At 31.3% G+C, this 14,711-nt stretch carries 13 protein-coding genes; 10 read left to right on the forward strand and 3 right to left on the reverse strand.

Features of this window, described 5'->3' with window-relative positions:
• Positions 1–27: 27 nt before the first annotated feature.
• Together QHG34_RS12640 and QHG34_RS12645 are read left to right on the forward strand one after the other, a co-directional pair.
• Entirely contained in the window at positions 28–1,704 is a 1,677-nt protein-coding gene (locus QHG34_RS12640) for a TrkH family potassium uptake protein (RefSeq protein ID WP_282630570.1), read from the forward strand.
• Positions 1,705–1,715: 11 nt separating this feature from the next.
• Complete coding sequence (locus QHG34_RS12645) at positions 1,716–2,411, forward strand: potassium channel family protein (RefSeq protein ID WP_282630571.1); 696 nt, start codon at positions 1,716–1,718, stop codon at positions 2,409–2,411.
• Here the strand turns inward: QHG34_RS12645 and QHG34_RS12650 are convergent.
• Complete coding sequence (locus QHG34_RS12650) at positions 2,398–2,778, reverse strand: hypothetical protein (protein WP_282630572.1); 381 nt, start codon at positions 2,776–2,778, stop codon at positions 2,398–2,400. The two genes, QHG34_RS12645 and QHG34_RS12650, sit on opposite strands and share 14 nt — an antisense overlap.
• 253 nt (positions 2,779–3,031) lie before the next feature.
• On the opposite strand from QHG34_RS12650, the gene QHG34_RS12655 reads away from it, so the two are divergent.
• Positions 3,032–3,337, forward strand: coding sequence for a hypothetical protein (locus QHG34_RS12655; RefSeq protein WP_282630573.1), 306 nt, complete (start codon positions 3,032–3,034; stop codon positions 3,335–3,337).
• A 40-nt stretch (positions 3,338–3,377) separates the two neighbouring features.
• Here QHG34_RS12655 and lysA read toward each other — a convergent pair whose 3' ends face one another.
• Positions 3,378–4,622, reverse strand: a complete 1,245-nt coding sequence (gene lysA / locus QHG34_RS12660) for a diaminopimelate decarboxylase (protein ID WP_282630643.1) — start codon at positions 4,620–4,622, stop codon at positions 3,378–3,380.
• Positions 4,623–4,750: 128 nt separating this feature from the next.
• On the reverse strand, positions 4,751–5,884 hold the full coding sequence (locus tag QHG34_RS12665) for an MBL fold metallo-hydrolase (protein ID WP_282630574.1): 1,134 nt from the start codon (positions 5,882–5,884) through the stop codon (positions 4,751–4,753).
• Between the two features lie 128 nt (positions 5,885–6,012).
• Between QHG34_RS12665 and QHG34_RS12670 the strand changes: the two genes are divergently transcribed.
• The 7 genes from QHG34_RS12670 (at position 6,013) to QHG34_RS12700 (ending at position 14,614) form a co-directional block, all read left to right on the forward strand.
• Positions 6,013–6,561, forward strand: a complete 549-nt coding sequence (locus QHG34_RS12670; protein ID WP_282630575.1) for a YeeE/YedE family protein — start codon at positions 6,013–6,015, stop codon at positions 6,559–6,561.
• Positions 6,562–6,565: 4 nt separating this feature from the next.
• On the forward strand, positions 6,566–6,979 hold the full coding sequence (locus QHG34_RS12675; RefSeq protein WP_135836085.1) for a YeeE/YedE family protein: 414 nt from the start codon (positions 6,566–6,568) through the stop codon (positions 6,977–6,979).
• A gap of 2 nt (positions 6,980–6,981) precedes the next feature.
• Positions 6,982–7,611, forward strand: a complete 630-nt coding sequence (locus tag QHG34_RS12680; protein ID WP_282630576.1) for a Crp/Fnr family transcriptional regulator — start codon at positions 6,982–6,984, stop codon at positions 7,609–7,611.
• 170 nt (positions 7,612–7,781) lie between these two features.
• Positions 7,782–8,699, forward strand: a complete 918-nt coding sequence (locus tag QHG34_RS12685; protein ID WP_282630577.1) for a YeiH family protein — start codon at positions 7,782–7,784, stop codon at positions 8,697–8,699.
• A gap of 119 nt (positions 8,700–8,818) precedes the next feature.
• Positions 8,819–9,088, forward strand: a complete 270-nt coding sequence (locus QHG34_RS12690) for a rhodanese-like domain-containing protein (RefSeq protein ID WP_282630579.1) — start codon at positions 8,819–8,821, stop codon at positions 9,086–9,088.
• Positions 9,089–9,464: 376 nt separating this feature from the next.
• Complete coding sequence (locus QHG34_RS12695; protein ID WP_282630580.1) at positions 9,465–12,173, forward strand: M36 family metallopeptidase; 2,709 nt, start codon at positions 9,465–9,467, stop codon at positions 12,171–12,173.
• 17 nt (positions 12,174–12,190) lie between these two features.
• A complete protein-coding gene (locus tag QHG34_RS12700) occupies positions 12,191–14,614 on the forward strand; it encodes a T9SS type A sorting domain-containing protein (RefSeq protein ID WP_282630581.1) in 2,424 nt (807 codons plus the stop codon).
• Positions 14,615–14,711 lie beyond the last annotated feature (97 nt).

The raw sequence follows: 14,711 nt of genomic DNA on the forward strand, positions 1-14,711 counted from the left end.
AATGTAATTCTTTCAATATCATATATATTGGCAATTATTGCATTAGTAGCGATGTTCGGCTTTGGTTTTCCGATCGAATATAAACTCTATATCAATATATTTTTTATTGTACTCTTATCAATAGGAATTCTAAGAACTGTACTAAAATATGTTCATTTCAAAGAGAAAATTATTCCACGAGTCATTATTTTTGATTTAGTTAGTATACTTTTTATACTTTATTGTATCAAAGTTCAGATTACAGATTACAGTTGGTTTTTTGTAAGTAAATACTTACAATTTGCAATCGTTTTGAAACTGATTAGAGAAATAGCAACACCTAATCTTAACTTCAAACGTTCTGTAATAACACCTCCTCAACTGTTTATTTTTAGTTTTTTGATTTTGGTTTTTGGAGGGGCTTGTCTTTTAATGTTACCAAAAGCAACACATCATCCTATTTCATTTTTAGACGCACTATTTACAGCGACAAGTGCAGTTTGCGTAACGGGTTTAACAACTGTTGATACCTATGTTACATATACGCCTGTTGGACATTTTATTTTGATGATGTTGATACAAGCTGGCGGTTTGGGAATCTTGACTTTTGCAGGATATATTGCTTATTTTTTTAAAGGAAATAGTTCGTATGAAAATCAAATTGCGTTAGGAAGTATCGCAAATAATGATTCGTTGAGCGAAGTTTTTTCGTTTGTAAAAAAGATTATTTACTTAACTTTTGGAATTGAATTAGTTGGAGCAATCTTAATTTATATTTCGCTTGCTCCGTATAATATCGGAATTATTGATAAAATATTTTTCAGCGTTTTTCATTCCGTTTCAGCCTTCTGCAACGCTGGTTTTTCGACATTACCAAGCGGATTAATGAACAAAGGCTTTATACATAATTATGGTTTTCAGTCCGTGTTAATTACCTTGATTTTTTTAGGAGGAATAGGTTTCCCAATTTTGATCAATATATTACGTTATTTTGATTATTTAATCAGAAAATTAATCTCAAAAATAATTCATAAAAAGAAAAATCGAAAAAATTGGGTTTTTACATTAAGCTCAAAGGTTAATTTAATCACATCGTTAGTGATATTATTTGTTTCTACTATCATCTTGTTTTTTGAGGAATATTATTCAACATTAGCTCCTCACCAAGGTTTTGGCAAGTTTATTTCAGCGTTATTTATTGCAATGACACCTCGTACAGCAGGTTTCAATAATATAGATTTTGCTCAGTTACAATTTTCATCCATACTTTTGGTTATTCTCCTAATGTGGATTGGTGCGTCTCCAGCATCTACTGGTGGAGGGATCAAAACAAGTACTTTTGCAATAGCAATTCTTAATTTTATTAATATTGCACGAGGAAAAAATAAGATCGAAATTTATAAAAGAGAGTTAAATCCGATTAATGTACAAAAGGCTTTTGCAACGATGACATTATCTTTTTTGGTGATAGGAATCGGAATATTTTTAATCACAAAATTTGATAATGATTTACATCTTATTGATGTAGCTTTCGAAGCTTTTTCGGCTTATTCTACCGTTGGTTTATCACTTAATTTGACACCAACTTTATCAGATCCTAGTAAAATAGTTGTCATTACAATGATGTTTATAGGTCGTGTATCAATGATCACAATTTTGATGGCATTTTTTAAGAAAACAGTTTCATCTAATTATCGTTATCCAACAGACGATATTTTAATTTAATAAAAACAATTATGAAGGTAATAATTATAGGTTTAGGAAATTTCGGAGCAGCGCTTGGAAAAAAAATGGTTAAACTTGGTCACGAAATAATTGGTGTAGATAATAATATACAACGTGTAGAGGCTTTGAAAGATAAGCTATCTTATACAATTTGTTTGGATGCGACAGACGAATTGTCGATCAATAAATTACCTTTAAATAATACTGATATTGTAATTGTAAGTATTGGTGAAAACGAGGGAGCAAACATTATGGCAACTGCTATTTTTAAGAATAAAAATGTAAAACGCCTTATAAGTCGTTCTATCAATTCTTTGCACGAAAACGTTTTGCAAGCAATTGGTGTTACAGAAATTATTCGTCCAGAAGCCGAATCAGCAGAACGTTGGACCAAAAAACTTAATGTGGAGGGAGTTGTTGATTCTTTTGAGTTGAACAAAGAATATAGTATTATAGAGGTTGTGACGCCGAATGAATTGGTAGGAAAAACGTTTGATGAAATTCAGTTCAAGAAGCAACATAATATATTGGTAATGACTGTTATAAAAAATAAAGAAGAAGCAAGCTTTTTGGGACAATACAAAATTGTTCCAGAAGTTCAAGGTTTTCCTTCGTCAAATACAGTAATTACAAAAGATGATGTGTTGGTAATTTATGGAGCAAATCATGATATTTATAAATTCTTGAAAAAATTTAATATTCAATAAGTTGCTTAGTATGCTTTATTATGTATGGTTTGTGCCAATACTGATAAATCAAAACACCTAAAAAGTAACAAATACAATCAATATAATCTCCAACATAATTTGGAGATTTTTTTGGCATTATAAATTCCATCAGAATAGATAAAACTGCAGCTGTAATCAATAAATAAGAGATTGGATAGGTGTAAATTTGATTGTTGTATTTTATTCTTGAAATAAGATAACTTCCTAAATGAGACATTGTAGGTACAGCAATTATATCAGTTAAATAGGAATTTAGAATTCCGATGTCAATTCCGTAAAAGCGACTGATTTTTACAAAAAAGAGGATTAGAAGGTATCCTATAAAATAAGGATCAAAAAGTTTCATTTTTTATACAACCAACAGAATAATAACGACACAAAATAAGCCAAGTAGCATCAAGAAAAAGAAAAAAGCGTCATCTATTAATTTTTGTACCGTGCTTCGTTTGTCTTTATTTTCTTCCATTATTTAACTTTGGTGTAAAAGTATTCATTTCATTCAGAATAATATAAGACGAATATCATTGTAAATTTTCTAAAATGGAATATGGTTAATTATTAATAATTTTTATTAACTTTATAAATGTAAATATCTGGTAATGAAAACAATTTTATTATTTCTTTTTCCGATATGTCTTTTTGCACAAGTCAAAACGGATACTATAAACGAGGATGTAAAATCATCTCTTTTGAAAAGTTATTATCAAATAAATTCTCTTGTAAAAAAAGAACAATCATTTGCACAACTAGATAATGAAGTAAAAAGCTTAGGAATTAAAATTCGAAATGGACAACGAGAAGAGGAATACGGATATAAATGGGACTTTAATAAAAGTTCTACTTACAATGTCGTAGGATCTATTTTAAATAATCTATTAAGTAAAAAAGCTCAGTCCGAAGACTGAGCTTTAAAAATACTTTAAATTAATATAAAAAATTCTGAGCTTAGAATTTGATATCTTCTGTTGTTGCGATTAAATCTTGAATTGTTTCGCGACGACGAATTAAATAATCCTTATCGTCAATTAACAAGACTTCCGCAGGTTTGAAACGCGAATTGTAGTTAGAAGCCATCGAGAAGCAATATGCTCCTGCATTGTGGAAACACAACACATCTCCTTCGCTAATTTCATTTATTTTACGATTCGTACCAAAAGTATCCGTTTCGCAAATGTATCCCACAACTGTGTAATAACGGCTACGACCTTCTGGATTCGAAATATTTTCAATTTCGTGATGAGCACTATAAAACATCGGACGAATTAAATGGTTGAAACCTGTATCAATTCCAGCAAAAACTGTAGAAGTTGTTTGTTTCACAACATTTACGGTTGCTAAGAAAGATCCCGCTTCCGAAACCATATATTTTCCTGGCTCAAACATCAATGTCAAAGGTTTTCCGTACCCTTTTTCAAATTCATTGAAACGAGCTGATAAACGCTCTCCTAAATATTCAATATCCGTTTCGTCTGCTCCTGGATAGTAAGGAACTTTAAATCCTGATCCAAAATCGATGTAAGATAAATTCTTGAATTCTGCTGCAACTTCAAATAAAATTTCAGCTCCTTGCAAGAAAACATCAATATCCAAAATATCAGAACCTGTGTGCATGTGAACACCATCCAAATGTAAACCTGTATTTTCTACAACACGTTTGATATGTGGTAATTGGTGAATAGAAATCCCGAATTTAGAATCAATGTGTCCAACCGAAATATTAGCATTTCCACCCGCCATAATATGTGGATTGATACGCACACAAACTGGGTATTTAGGAAAATCTTGACCAAATGTTTCTAAAACCGAAAGATTATCGATATTGATACGAACACCTAAATCAATTGCTTTTTTAATTTCTGCATACGAAACACCATTTGGCGTATAAATGATTTCTTTTGGTTTGAAACCTGCCATTAATCCTAATTCTACTTCCTGAATAGAAACCGTATCCAATCCTGAACCAAGTGATTTGAAATACTTTAAAATATTAAGATTCGTGTTCGCCTTACATGCATAATTTAACTTTAAACGTTTGACTGTAGAAAATGCATTTGTCATCTTATCATATTGCGATTTTATTTTGTTCGCATCATATACATATATCGGCGCACCATATTTTTGCACCAATTCTAATAGACGTTCTCTATTCAGTTCCATTTGTTTATTTTTTTGTTTAAAGTTAAATTTCAGTTGCCAAAATTACGGATTATAAATGGTTTTCTGAAGAAAATTCAGAATAAACTTATTATAAATAAGTGATTTTGAATATTATTAAAAAGTTTAAAAAATATTTTGAATATTATTCGGGAATGAGTCATTTAATCCTTCCACCATTCTTTGAAGTTGAAGACCGAATCGTTCAAATTTAGAGGTTCACCAATCATTGGTGTCAAAATATCGAAGTTATTTTGCTTACCATTCGCCATAATTTTCTCTAAAGGTTCGTCCCAAGCATGTTTTGCCAAAGCAAATTTTGCCGCATGAACAGGAATGATATGTTTCGCTTTCAAATCCTTTATAATCAAAGGCAAATCTGTTGGTAGGGCATGAATATACTTCCAAGCTTCATTGTATTGACCATTTTCGAGAATTGCAAAATCAAACGGACCATATTTTTCTCCAATTTCCTTGAAATGCGTATCATAACCACTGTCACCACCTAAAAATATTTTTTGCGTAGGCGTTTCTAACACATAAGAAGTCCAAAGTGTTGTGTTTCGTTTAAATTTTCGACCAGAAAAATGGCGAGCTGGTGTAAAAGTAATTTTCAAATTATTTTTTAAAGCTACACTTGTGTTCCATTCTTCTTCGATTAATTGTTCGGGCGAATAGTTCCACTTCTCGAAATGCGCACCAACTCCAAGCGGAAGAATCACTTTATCTACTTTTGAGCGTAACTCTTTCACTGTTTTATAATCCAAATGATCATAATGATCGTGCGAAATAACTAAATAATCAATCTTTGGAAAATCTTTGACATGATAGGTATTTGCTCCTTTAAACGCTTTATTGAAAATTGGTAAAGGCGAACCATATTCACTAAAAACAGGATCAATTAAGAAATTAACACAATCTAATTGAATATAATAAGACGAATGTCCCAACCAAATAAACACATTTTCCGTTTTATCAATAGATTTGATATCCGTCTGAATATGAGGAATAGAATCTTTTGGGTTGAGCTTCGGATTTTTTGCACCAAATAAAAACGAAATCATTTCTTTTTGCATACTATAACCTTCTGCCATAGCTGGCGTGTGATGTATATTTTGAAATTGTCCGTCTTTGTATAACTTCGATTGTTTCATTCGTTCCAATCGTTTTCCGGTTGCATCTGCACCAAAAGTATCCATTTGTAGAACCGCGAAAGTTGCAATTACAAGAATTACAATCAAGCCTAATAGGAAGTAAAGCATTCGTTTAAAAACTTTTCGTTTATTGATTTTTTTCATTGATGGTCAAATTTATAAAATTCTTAGATTGCTTTTGAAATAATATATCTTAAGTAAACTGTAACATTTGTAACTTTCATTCTAATTTAGATTAATCAACTTTGTACACGTTTTAGAAAAAATACAAAATGGAATTTATCTTACAACCTTGGCCATGGTATATTGGCGGACCAATAATTGCAATTGTAATGCTTTTATTGATTTATTTCGGGAAAAGTTTTGGGTTTTCATCCAATTTCAGAACGATTTGTTCTGCTTTGGGAGGAGGAAAATCATGCGATTTTTTCTCGTTTGATTGGAAAGCTCAAAAATGGAATTTATTATTCTTAGTTGGCTCAATAATAGGAGGTTTTGTTTCGGTACATTTCTTATCAGATAATCAAATTCCTGAAATTTCAGATGCTACAATTGCAAAATTGAATACAATGGGATTCGAAAGTGCAGGAAAAGCCTATTCTCCAACCGAAATTTTCGAAACGATGTCCGTTAAAAATATTGCTTTATTATTTGTTGGTGGATTATTAATTGGTTTCGGAACACGCTACGCAGGTGGTTGTACATCTGGACATGCAATTTCTGGGTTGAGTGATTTGCAGTTACCTTCATTAATCGCTGTTATCGGCTTTTTTATCGGTGGACTTGTGATGGTTCACGTTTTATTTCCTTTAATTTTTTAATCTCATGAGAAGTTTAGTTTATATCATATTAGGTGTTATCTTTGGTGTAACCATGTACAAGGCAGAAACAGCCTCTTGGTTCCGCATTTTCGAAATGTTCAATTTTCAATCTTTCCACATGTACGGATTTATTGGTTCGGCTTTGGTTGTAGGTTTGATTGGAATACAATGGATGAAAAAGAAAGAAGCAAAAGATATCGATGGTGAAAAAATTGTGATTCAGCCCAAAACAAAATCAATTGCACGTTATTTGATTGGAGGAATTTTCTTCGGATTAGGTTGGGCGTTGGTTGGCGCTTGTCCTGGACCAATATTTGTGTTATTAGGCGCAGGAGTTTATCCAATTTTAATTACAATTGTAGGTGCATTAATCGGTACTTTTCTTTACGGAAAAATTAGAAACAAAATTCCACATTAAACATGATAAAAGAGAGAATAGAAGCAACGTATCCGTATCAATTTGAAGACGAATTATTGAGTGAAATTGATGAATTAGGATCTTTGATTGATTTTAAAGCGAATGATGTGATGATTGATTTGAACCAATTTATCAAAGGAATGCCAATTCTTTTGAGTGGTGCAATCAAGATTATGCGCGAAGATTTTGACGAAGGAGAATTGTTGTTATATTTTCTCGAGAAAGGTGATACATGCGCCATGACGATGGCATGTTGTTTGGGCGATAAACAAAGTAAAATACGTGCGATTGCCGAAACTGATGGTGAATTGGTAATGATTCCGATTGTAAAAATGGACGAATGGTTGGCAAAATATCCTTCGTGGCGACGTTTTATTTTTGATAGTTACAACAATAGAATGGAGGAAATGTTGGTAGCGATTGATAATTTAGCTTTCAACGATATGAATGAGCGATTGAAGAAGTATTTGTTGGATGTCGCAAGTATTAACAAAGGTAAAGTTGTTGTAAAAACGCATCAAGAAATTGCTTACGAACTCAATACTTCTCGCGTTGTGATTTCTCGTTTGCTGAAAGCTTTAGAGAAAGAAGGTTTTCTTCAACTAAACCGAAACGAAATCACGATTAAGTAATAAATTATTTAAAAGATATATAAATAGGAAGTTCAGTTTTGAGCTTCCTTTTTTGTTGTAAGTATTTAGAATTCGAAATTTATTCTAACAATTTATTTTTTTGTAACATATGTTACATTCTGAGTTAATTGATTGATTTACTTTTGACTTGTTATTTTTTAGATGACAGAATGATTGCCCGTTATATTTTTTTTGGATTACTGCTACTTACTTTTTTTCCTTTTATAGAGTCTTCGATGGCATTGGTGATGGGTATTTTGTATGGAGCTTTATTTCAGAACGAATTTACGTCAATCGCAAAAAAATACTCAAAAAAGCTATTAAATATAGCAATCATAGGTTTAGGGTTTGGTTTGAATCTCCACGAGGCAGTTTCAATAAGTAAAGATGGTTTTGTACTTACTTTAATTTCAATTTTTAGTGTATTTACATTTGGATATGTATTTTTTCGATTATTAAAGATCAATAAAAATACTTCGTTACTCATTACTTCTGGAACTGCAATTTGTGGGGGGAGTGCTATAGCAGCTATTTCTTCGGTTCTTAGACCAAAAAACAACCAGATTACAATTGCTTTAGCAACAGTTTTTATCCTAAACGCTTTAGCTTTACTTATTTTTCCTTTTGTCGGACGCATTTTAGAACTTGATCAGTATCAGTTCGGACTTTGGTCTGCTATTGCGATTCACGATACAAGTTCTGTTGTAGGAGCTGCTAAACAATATGGAGAGGATGCTTTACATGTAGCAACAACAGTAAAATTGAGTCGTACTCTTTGGATTTTTCCTCTAGCAATAATTATTGGTTATTTTAATAAGAGAGAAGAAACTACATATAATTTTCCATTTTTTATTTTTGGTTTTTTAGCGACTATGTTGATAGCAACTTATTATCCGAAAGGAGAAAGTTTTTATACAATTTTACAGTCTATTTCTAAACAATTGATGGTTGTTGCATTGTTTTTGATTGGTTCGATGATCGATTTTAAATCAATAAAACAAGCAGGGGCAAGAACAATGACTTTTGCTATTTTGCTTTGGTTGTTAATATCTGTACTCTCATTGTTTTTGATTCTTACATATTATTGATAGAGATAATGAATTGCTTCTGTAACATGAGTTACATTGATTGAAAATTGCTATACTAAATTTGTAACTTATTAACTACTAGATTGAATTAGATTATGTTTTTTAAAAAGATTATTAAGATGTTAACATCAAATTCAAATACAGAAAAATATTTGCATGAAAATGCTTTGTTATTAGATGTCCGTACTGAAGCAGAGTTTTCAGAAGGTCATCATTCAGACTCTATTAATATTCCATTACAAGTTTTAGAAGATAGATTGAAGGAATTAGATAAAGAGAGACAAATAATTGCAGTTTGTAGAAGTGGAGCAAGAAGTGGTATGGCTACAACGATATTGAAGAGTAAAGGTTATGACGTAATAAACGGTGGACCTTGGAATTTGATTTAAGATTTATTTTTAGATAAAAGTCATACATTATTAAATGTGATAACGAAGAAGAAGCTAATGAGCTTCTTTTTTTTATTTTATGATATTTGTTAGTTTTTTATAATGAAGAATCCTGTTATATGCAATGTATTTTGTTTGAATATTTCAGAAATTGTATTGTTCTTAGAGTCTACATATAGTCTACCTTAGTTTTTCAATTAATTATATAATAAATTGATTTTTAGTAATTTAATTGATTTATTTGTATCTACAATTCGTCACAATTAATTCAGCTATAAGAGTCTACGTAATTTGTTGAGGTTTTAATGTTAATTTTATATTATTGAATTGTTAAGGCAATTCTAAAGTTAATATAATGTAAAAACTATAATAATTTATGAGAAAAAATTACTTTTTACTCCTTCTTCTAAGTTTAACAACGACAAGTGTTTTTGCACAAAGTCCAGTTAAAGTTGTTGATGATTTTCTGAATCAAGCACAAAGAAAAGGAACAGTTAATTCACAATTTGACTATACGGTTGTGAATGAAAATGTGGTAGGAAATAATGTAGGAGACTATGTTAAAATTCAGCAAACGATAAATGGGATTCCTGTTTATGGTAGTAATGGAACTTTTTATGTGAAAGAAGGAAAAGTAATTAATCATAATGAAAGTTTTGTAAATTCTACAACCGATAATAATCTTTCGGTTACTCCAAAATTAACTGTTGATCAAGCTGTAAGTAAAATGGCAGCATCTTTAGGTAAACAGTTTTTAGAGATTGATCCTAATACTATTACGGATAAGGTGAAGTTGTCAGCTAAAGGAATAGTAACAAAGGACTATGTTTCTTATGTAAAAAATTCTCCAAGTTTTTTATACTACTATAATGATAAAGGGACATTAAAATTAGCTTGGTTTACACTTACAGAAATAAAAGACCAAAATACGAAGGAAGGAGAAATTCCAAACAATGTTTTTGAAACTTTAATTGATGCTAACACAGGTGAATTATTGTTCAAAAATTCTATCATTCATGTTTGTAGTTTTCATCCAGATGGAACGAAACACAATGTTTACCATAACAATCCTGAAGATTATAAATGGATTGAAGAAGAGTTTACAAAAAATAATCAAGTTTCAGCTACTGTAGCAGATGCACCATTAAATGGTACTTATCGTGTAATTCCTGCAACGCAACAGAGTCCACTAAAATCTGATTTCAAATTATTAACGAATACATATGATCCTGTAGCCTCTAAAGAAGGATGGCATAAGTTGGTTAAAGATGCAGCGGCAAGAAATCCAACTTTAACAAAATATCATACTGTAGGTAATAATTTACAAGTAGGTTCTGATAAAAATGGAGTGTTTAGTGATATTGTATTTGGTGTTTCTCAGTTGATAGTTGCTTTTGGTGATAATTTTGTGAAAAATGAAGTAGATGGTGGAGAAAAATTACTTTTTGATTTTCCTAATCCAGGAAATTCAATGAGTTACGATCCTTTACAATATACAGATGCAGCAGCTACACAAATGTTTTATTCTATGAACTCTATTCATGATATTTTATATTATCATGGGGTTAATCCTAAAGCAGGAAGTTTCCAGATGAATGAGGGTGACAAAAAACGAGTAATTGGTTTTTCTACTTCCGGATTAGGTGAATTTGTTAAAGTTAAGAATAATGCTATTATGGCATATAGTCCTTTATTTGCGAGAAATCCCGTGACAATGTTCTTCACATTCGAAACACTAAAAGAAGGTGGAGGAGTACTTGAAATTGAAGAAGGACCATTAAAAGGTATTTACAAAGGTGCTCTAGGTAATAATACAGGATTTGTTTACGGGAAATCTCCAGTTGTAAAAGGAGAATTTGTACTTGTAAATGATGGTAAAGGAGACGTAAATGACGGTTGTGAAGTAATTACAAATGGAGAACAACTTAAAGGTAAGGTTGTATTAGTAAATAGAGGATCATGTACTTTTGGAGATAAAGTTAATCACGTAAAAGAATTCAATCCGCTAGGTATTATTATGCTTAATAATGCAACAGGAGAATTTACAGGTTCTTTTGATATCTCAAATCCAGATTTATCAATTCCTGTTACTGGGATTAGTAAAGATATTGGAGATAAAATTAAAAGTGCTTTAGAGAATAAAGAAACGATAAAAGGTGTTCTACCAGCCAATAACTTAAACATAAAAGTAAGAGATAGTGGTTTTGATAGCCAAGTATTATTACATGAGTATACACACGCGGTAAGTGTTCGTTTAACTGACGGAATGATTGGAGGAGAAGAAGGTATGGGTGAAGGATGGAGTGATTATGTAGCTCTTAATCTTACACAACAAGCTTTTCATACAGCAAAAGATCAAATTAATATGGGAGAATATGCTTTTGATGGTGCTGGACTTCGTGAATTGCCGTATACAACCGACATGAAAGTGAATCCTCATACTTATGATAAATTAAAAGAAATTGGTGCAGGAGAAGGCAAAATGCACCCTACAGGATATGTATGGGCACTAATGTTATGGGAAATGCACTGGAAATTGATTGAAAAATATGGATTTAATCCAGATTTCAAATCAAATACAGGAGGTAACAACATGGCTTTAGATTTAGTGATAGAAGGATTGAAAATTCAAAAAGCCAACCCTGGTTTTGTAGATGGACGTGACGGTATTCTGATGGCTGATGTAGTGTTAAATGGAGGCGAAAATCAATGTTTAATATGGGAAGCATTTGCTAAAAGAGGACTAGGATATAGTGCAGATCAAGGTGATCCTATGTTAAGAGCGGATGGAAAAGAAGCGTTTGATCTTCCTCCAACTTGTGCGCGTTTAGGTACTGCAGAACAAGAGAAGAGTAAGTTAGCGATTTACCCTAATCCGGTTAAAGATTTGGTGTATATAAACGCTGAAGATACGGTAGAGAAATACGAAATTATTGATGTAACAGGTAGAGTGTTAGAGTCTGGTACTCCAAGAAAAGACAATAAAGTGAGTAGCATATCTACAGAACGTTTATCAGCAGGTTTATACATCTTAAAGTTACATACAACAAAAGAGGTTGTAACGAAAAAAATCATTAAAAAATAATGACTAAATCTAAAAACATGAAAAGAAATCTAAATATTTTATTATTCACACTTCTTGGTGGTACTTTGTTTGCTCAGCAACCATCTTCAACAGTTTTGCAACATTGGTTGAAGGATGTAAAAGAGCCTGTTACATTGAGTAATCCGCTGAAAAGTGCAAAAAACGGATTGAATAATTATCAAAATAAATCAAGCCTTGTTTATTGTGAACCAGAAGAAATTGCTACACCAGAAGAAATAACAAATGTGTTAATAAAAACGAAGTTAAATACTATTTTTAATCACGCAAGCGAAAATAATACAGCAATTGGTTATGAAGATTTTTCTGCGATTAGTGGAGGGAAAATAGGTCAAACATCGGATTATATTTTTACATTTCAAGGAGATACAAAAGGGCAGTATTATAGCTCTTATACAATCGCAATAGATTACAATCAAGATGGTATTTTTGGGGCTGTAACGAACGATGATTTTTATAATACTAGAGAAATTATTAAAGTAGAAAACCTGTTGTTTAACTCGACTGGTAAAGACGGAAAGTCAGTTTCTCAGACAGTAATAGTTCCTCAAGATGCGGTTTTAGGCGAAACTAGAATGCGAATCATGAAGAGACAGACAGATAAAAAGTCTGCATTACATCCTAAAAATGGATGTGATTTAGGATCTACTTATGGACAAATAGAAGAATATTCAATCACAATTGTACCCCCTTCAGTTTGTACCTCTACGCCAAATGGAGCATTGTTACCAACTACATATATTCCCGTAAATGGTAGGTATAATTCAATTGCTAAAGATGCTGCTATAGGATCTTATGTAGATGTATTTGTGTACGAAGGAAATAATTATTACTTTGAATCATCTAATAAAAATGTGTTTGTATCTTTAAAAGATGTCGTAAATAATGTTAATTTAGGAGCGAGATATTCTAATTTAAATTGGATTAGTGATCGTACAGGCGTAGTTAGATTGTATTTGCATTCGAACGAAAACTGTGAGTTATTTACAGAAAAAACGGATCTTACATTATTAGTCAGAAATCCAAATAGAAATCCAATAAACGAACCATGTAATTTAGGAATACCGAGTGTTAATTTTCAATTAACAAAAGAATTAGGTGGAACAACCAATCAAGAAATTGCTTTAGATTTAAACGCTTATTCTGGACGAGGAGCAACAATTTCTGGTATAAAACTTAATCTTCAAGGTGATGCTACTAAAGTGGATTTTGAGCTATTAGAGGATACAAATGGCTTGCCTTCTACAACAACAAATAAAATTGTTGGTAAAATAGTTTCAAAGAATTTAATCGGTACTTTTAATGGAAAGAAAAGTTATCAATATGACATAGATTTTGATAAACCAATAGTCTTAGACGCCTTAGAATCTGAAGCTCCTGTAAAAAAATGGTTAAAAATTGTGACTGATGCACAAGCTTTAGAAGTTAATACTAACTTTGTTATTAACTCAACTTTAGCAATCAAAAATTCTAAAGATAGCCAAGGTAAATGGAGTTTAGATGTAAATAGTGAAGCCGTTTATCAATTAAAATCTGAGTGTCAGTATAATATGTGTAAACAAACTGTGCCAGATAGCCCTAACATTGTTGAGAATGGAATAGATATGCCATATCTTGAGATAACGCCTGACAGACCTGTGGTAATAGATGTAATTGCCAAAAAAGGTAGTAAACTAGAAATTACAGGAATGGACATTTCAGCTTGGAATATGCTTTCTTCTATATTTGGAGGATCTATTACAGATGGACCTTCATCTTTTAAGTTAAAATTATTAAGCATTGACCCTAAAACAGGAAAAATGCATAATATGAATGATGTTGGAGCATTAAAGGAAATAGAAATAGCTTCTACAGAGAACGAAAAAATACAATCATTAGTTTATAACATAGCTGAAGGAGCAATAGCTGTTCTTATAAAGAAAAAAATTAAAGTGAAATTTTCTCAGCCATTAATTTTAGATGGAGATAAAAGTGAAAAATATTGGTTGGTGCTTAATGATACTCAAAATATTTCATTTTGGGATACTAATGCAAATGTTGATGCTGTAATAGGTGATTATCCTAAAAAGTTTGTTTTAGAAGCTTCGCCACCAGATAGACCTACTGATGATTATCTTGATCAAAATAGTGAAATCGTTTATAAATTAAACACAGTATGTGGCAATTTAGGAACTACAGAACTACAAAAATTAGAGAAAGTAAAAGTATCTCCTAATCCGTTTAAAGATCAAGTTGTAATAGAATCTTTTGATAATATTAAACAGTTAGAAGTTTACAACATGGCAGGACTTCGCGTTACTACAAAAGAAACGAATAGCAAAACTGTTCAGTTAAATCTAGGTCATTTATCACCAGGTGTTTATATTGTTAAAATAGTTGATGATAAAGGAAAAGTAAATACTCAAAAAATAATAAAGAAATAAGAGTAATCTTAATTCTCATATCTATGTTAACAAGAGGAGTGAATAGTCACTCCTCTTTTTTTGTGTTTGATAAAATTAAATTTCAGTTATATTAAGA

The sequence above is a fragment of the Empedobacter sedimenti genome (genome assembly GCF_030005555.1).
In the GTDB taxonomy this organism is placed as follows: Bacteria; Bacteroidota; Bacteroidia; order Flavobacteriales; family Weeksellaceae; genus Empedobacter; species Empedobacter sedimenti.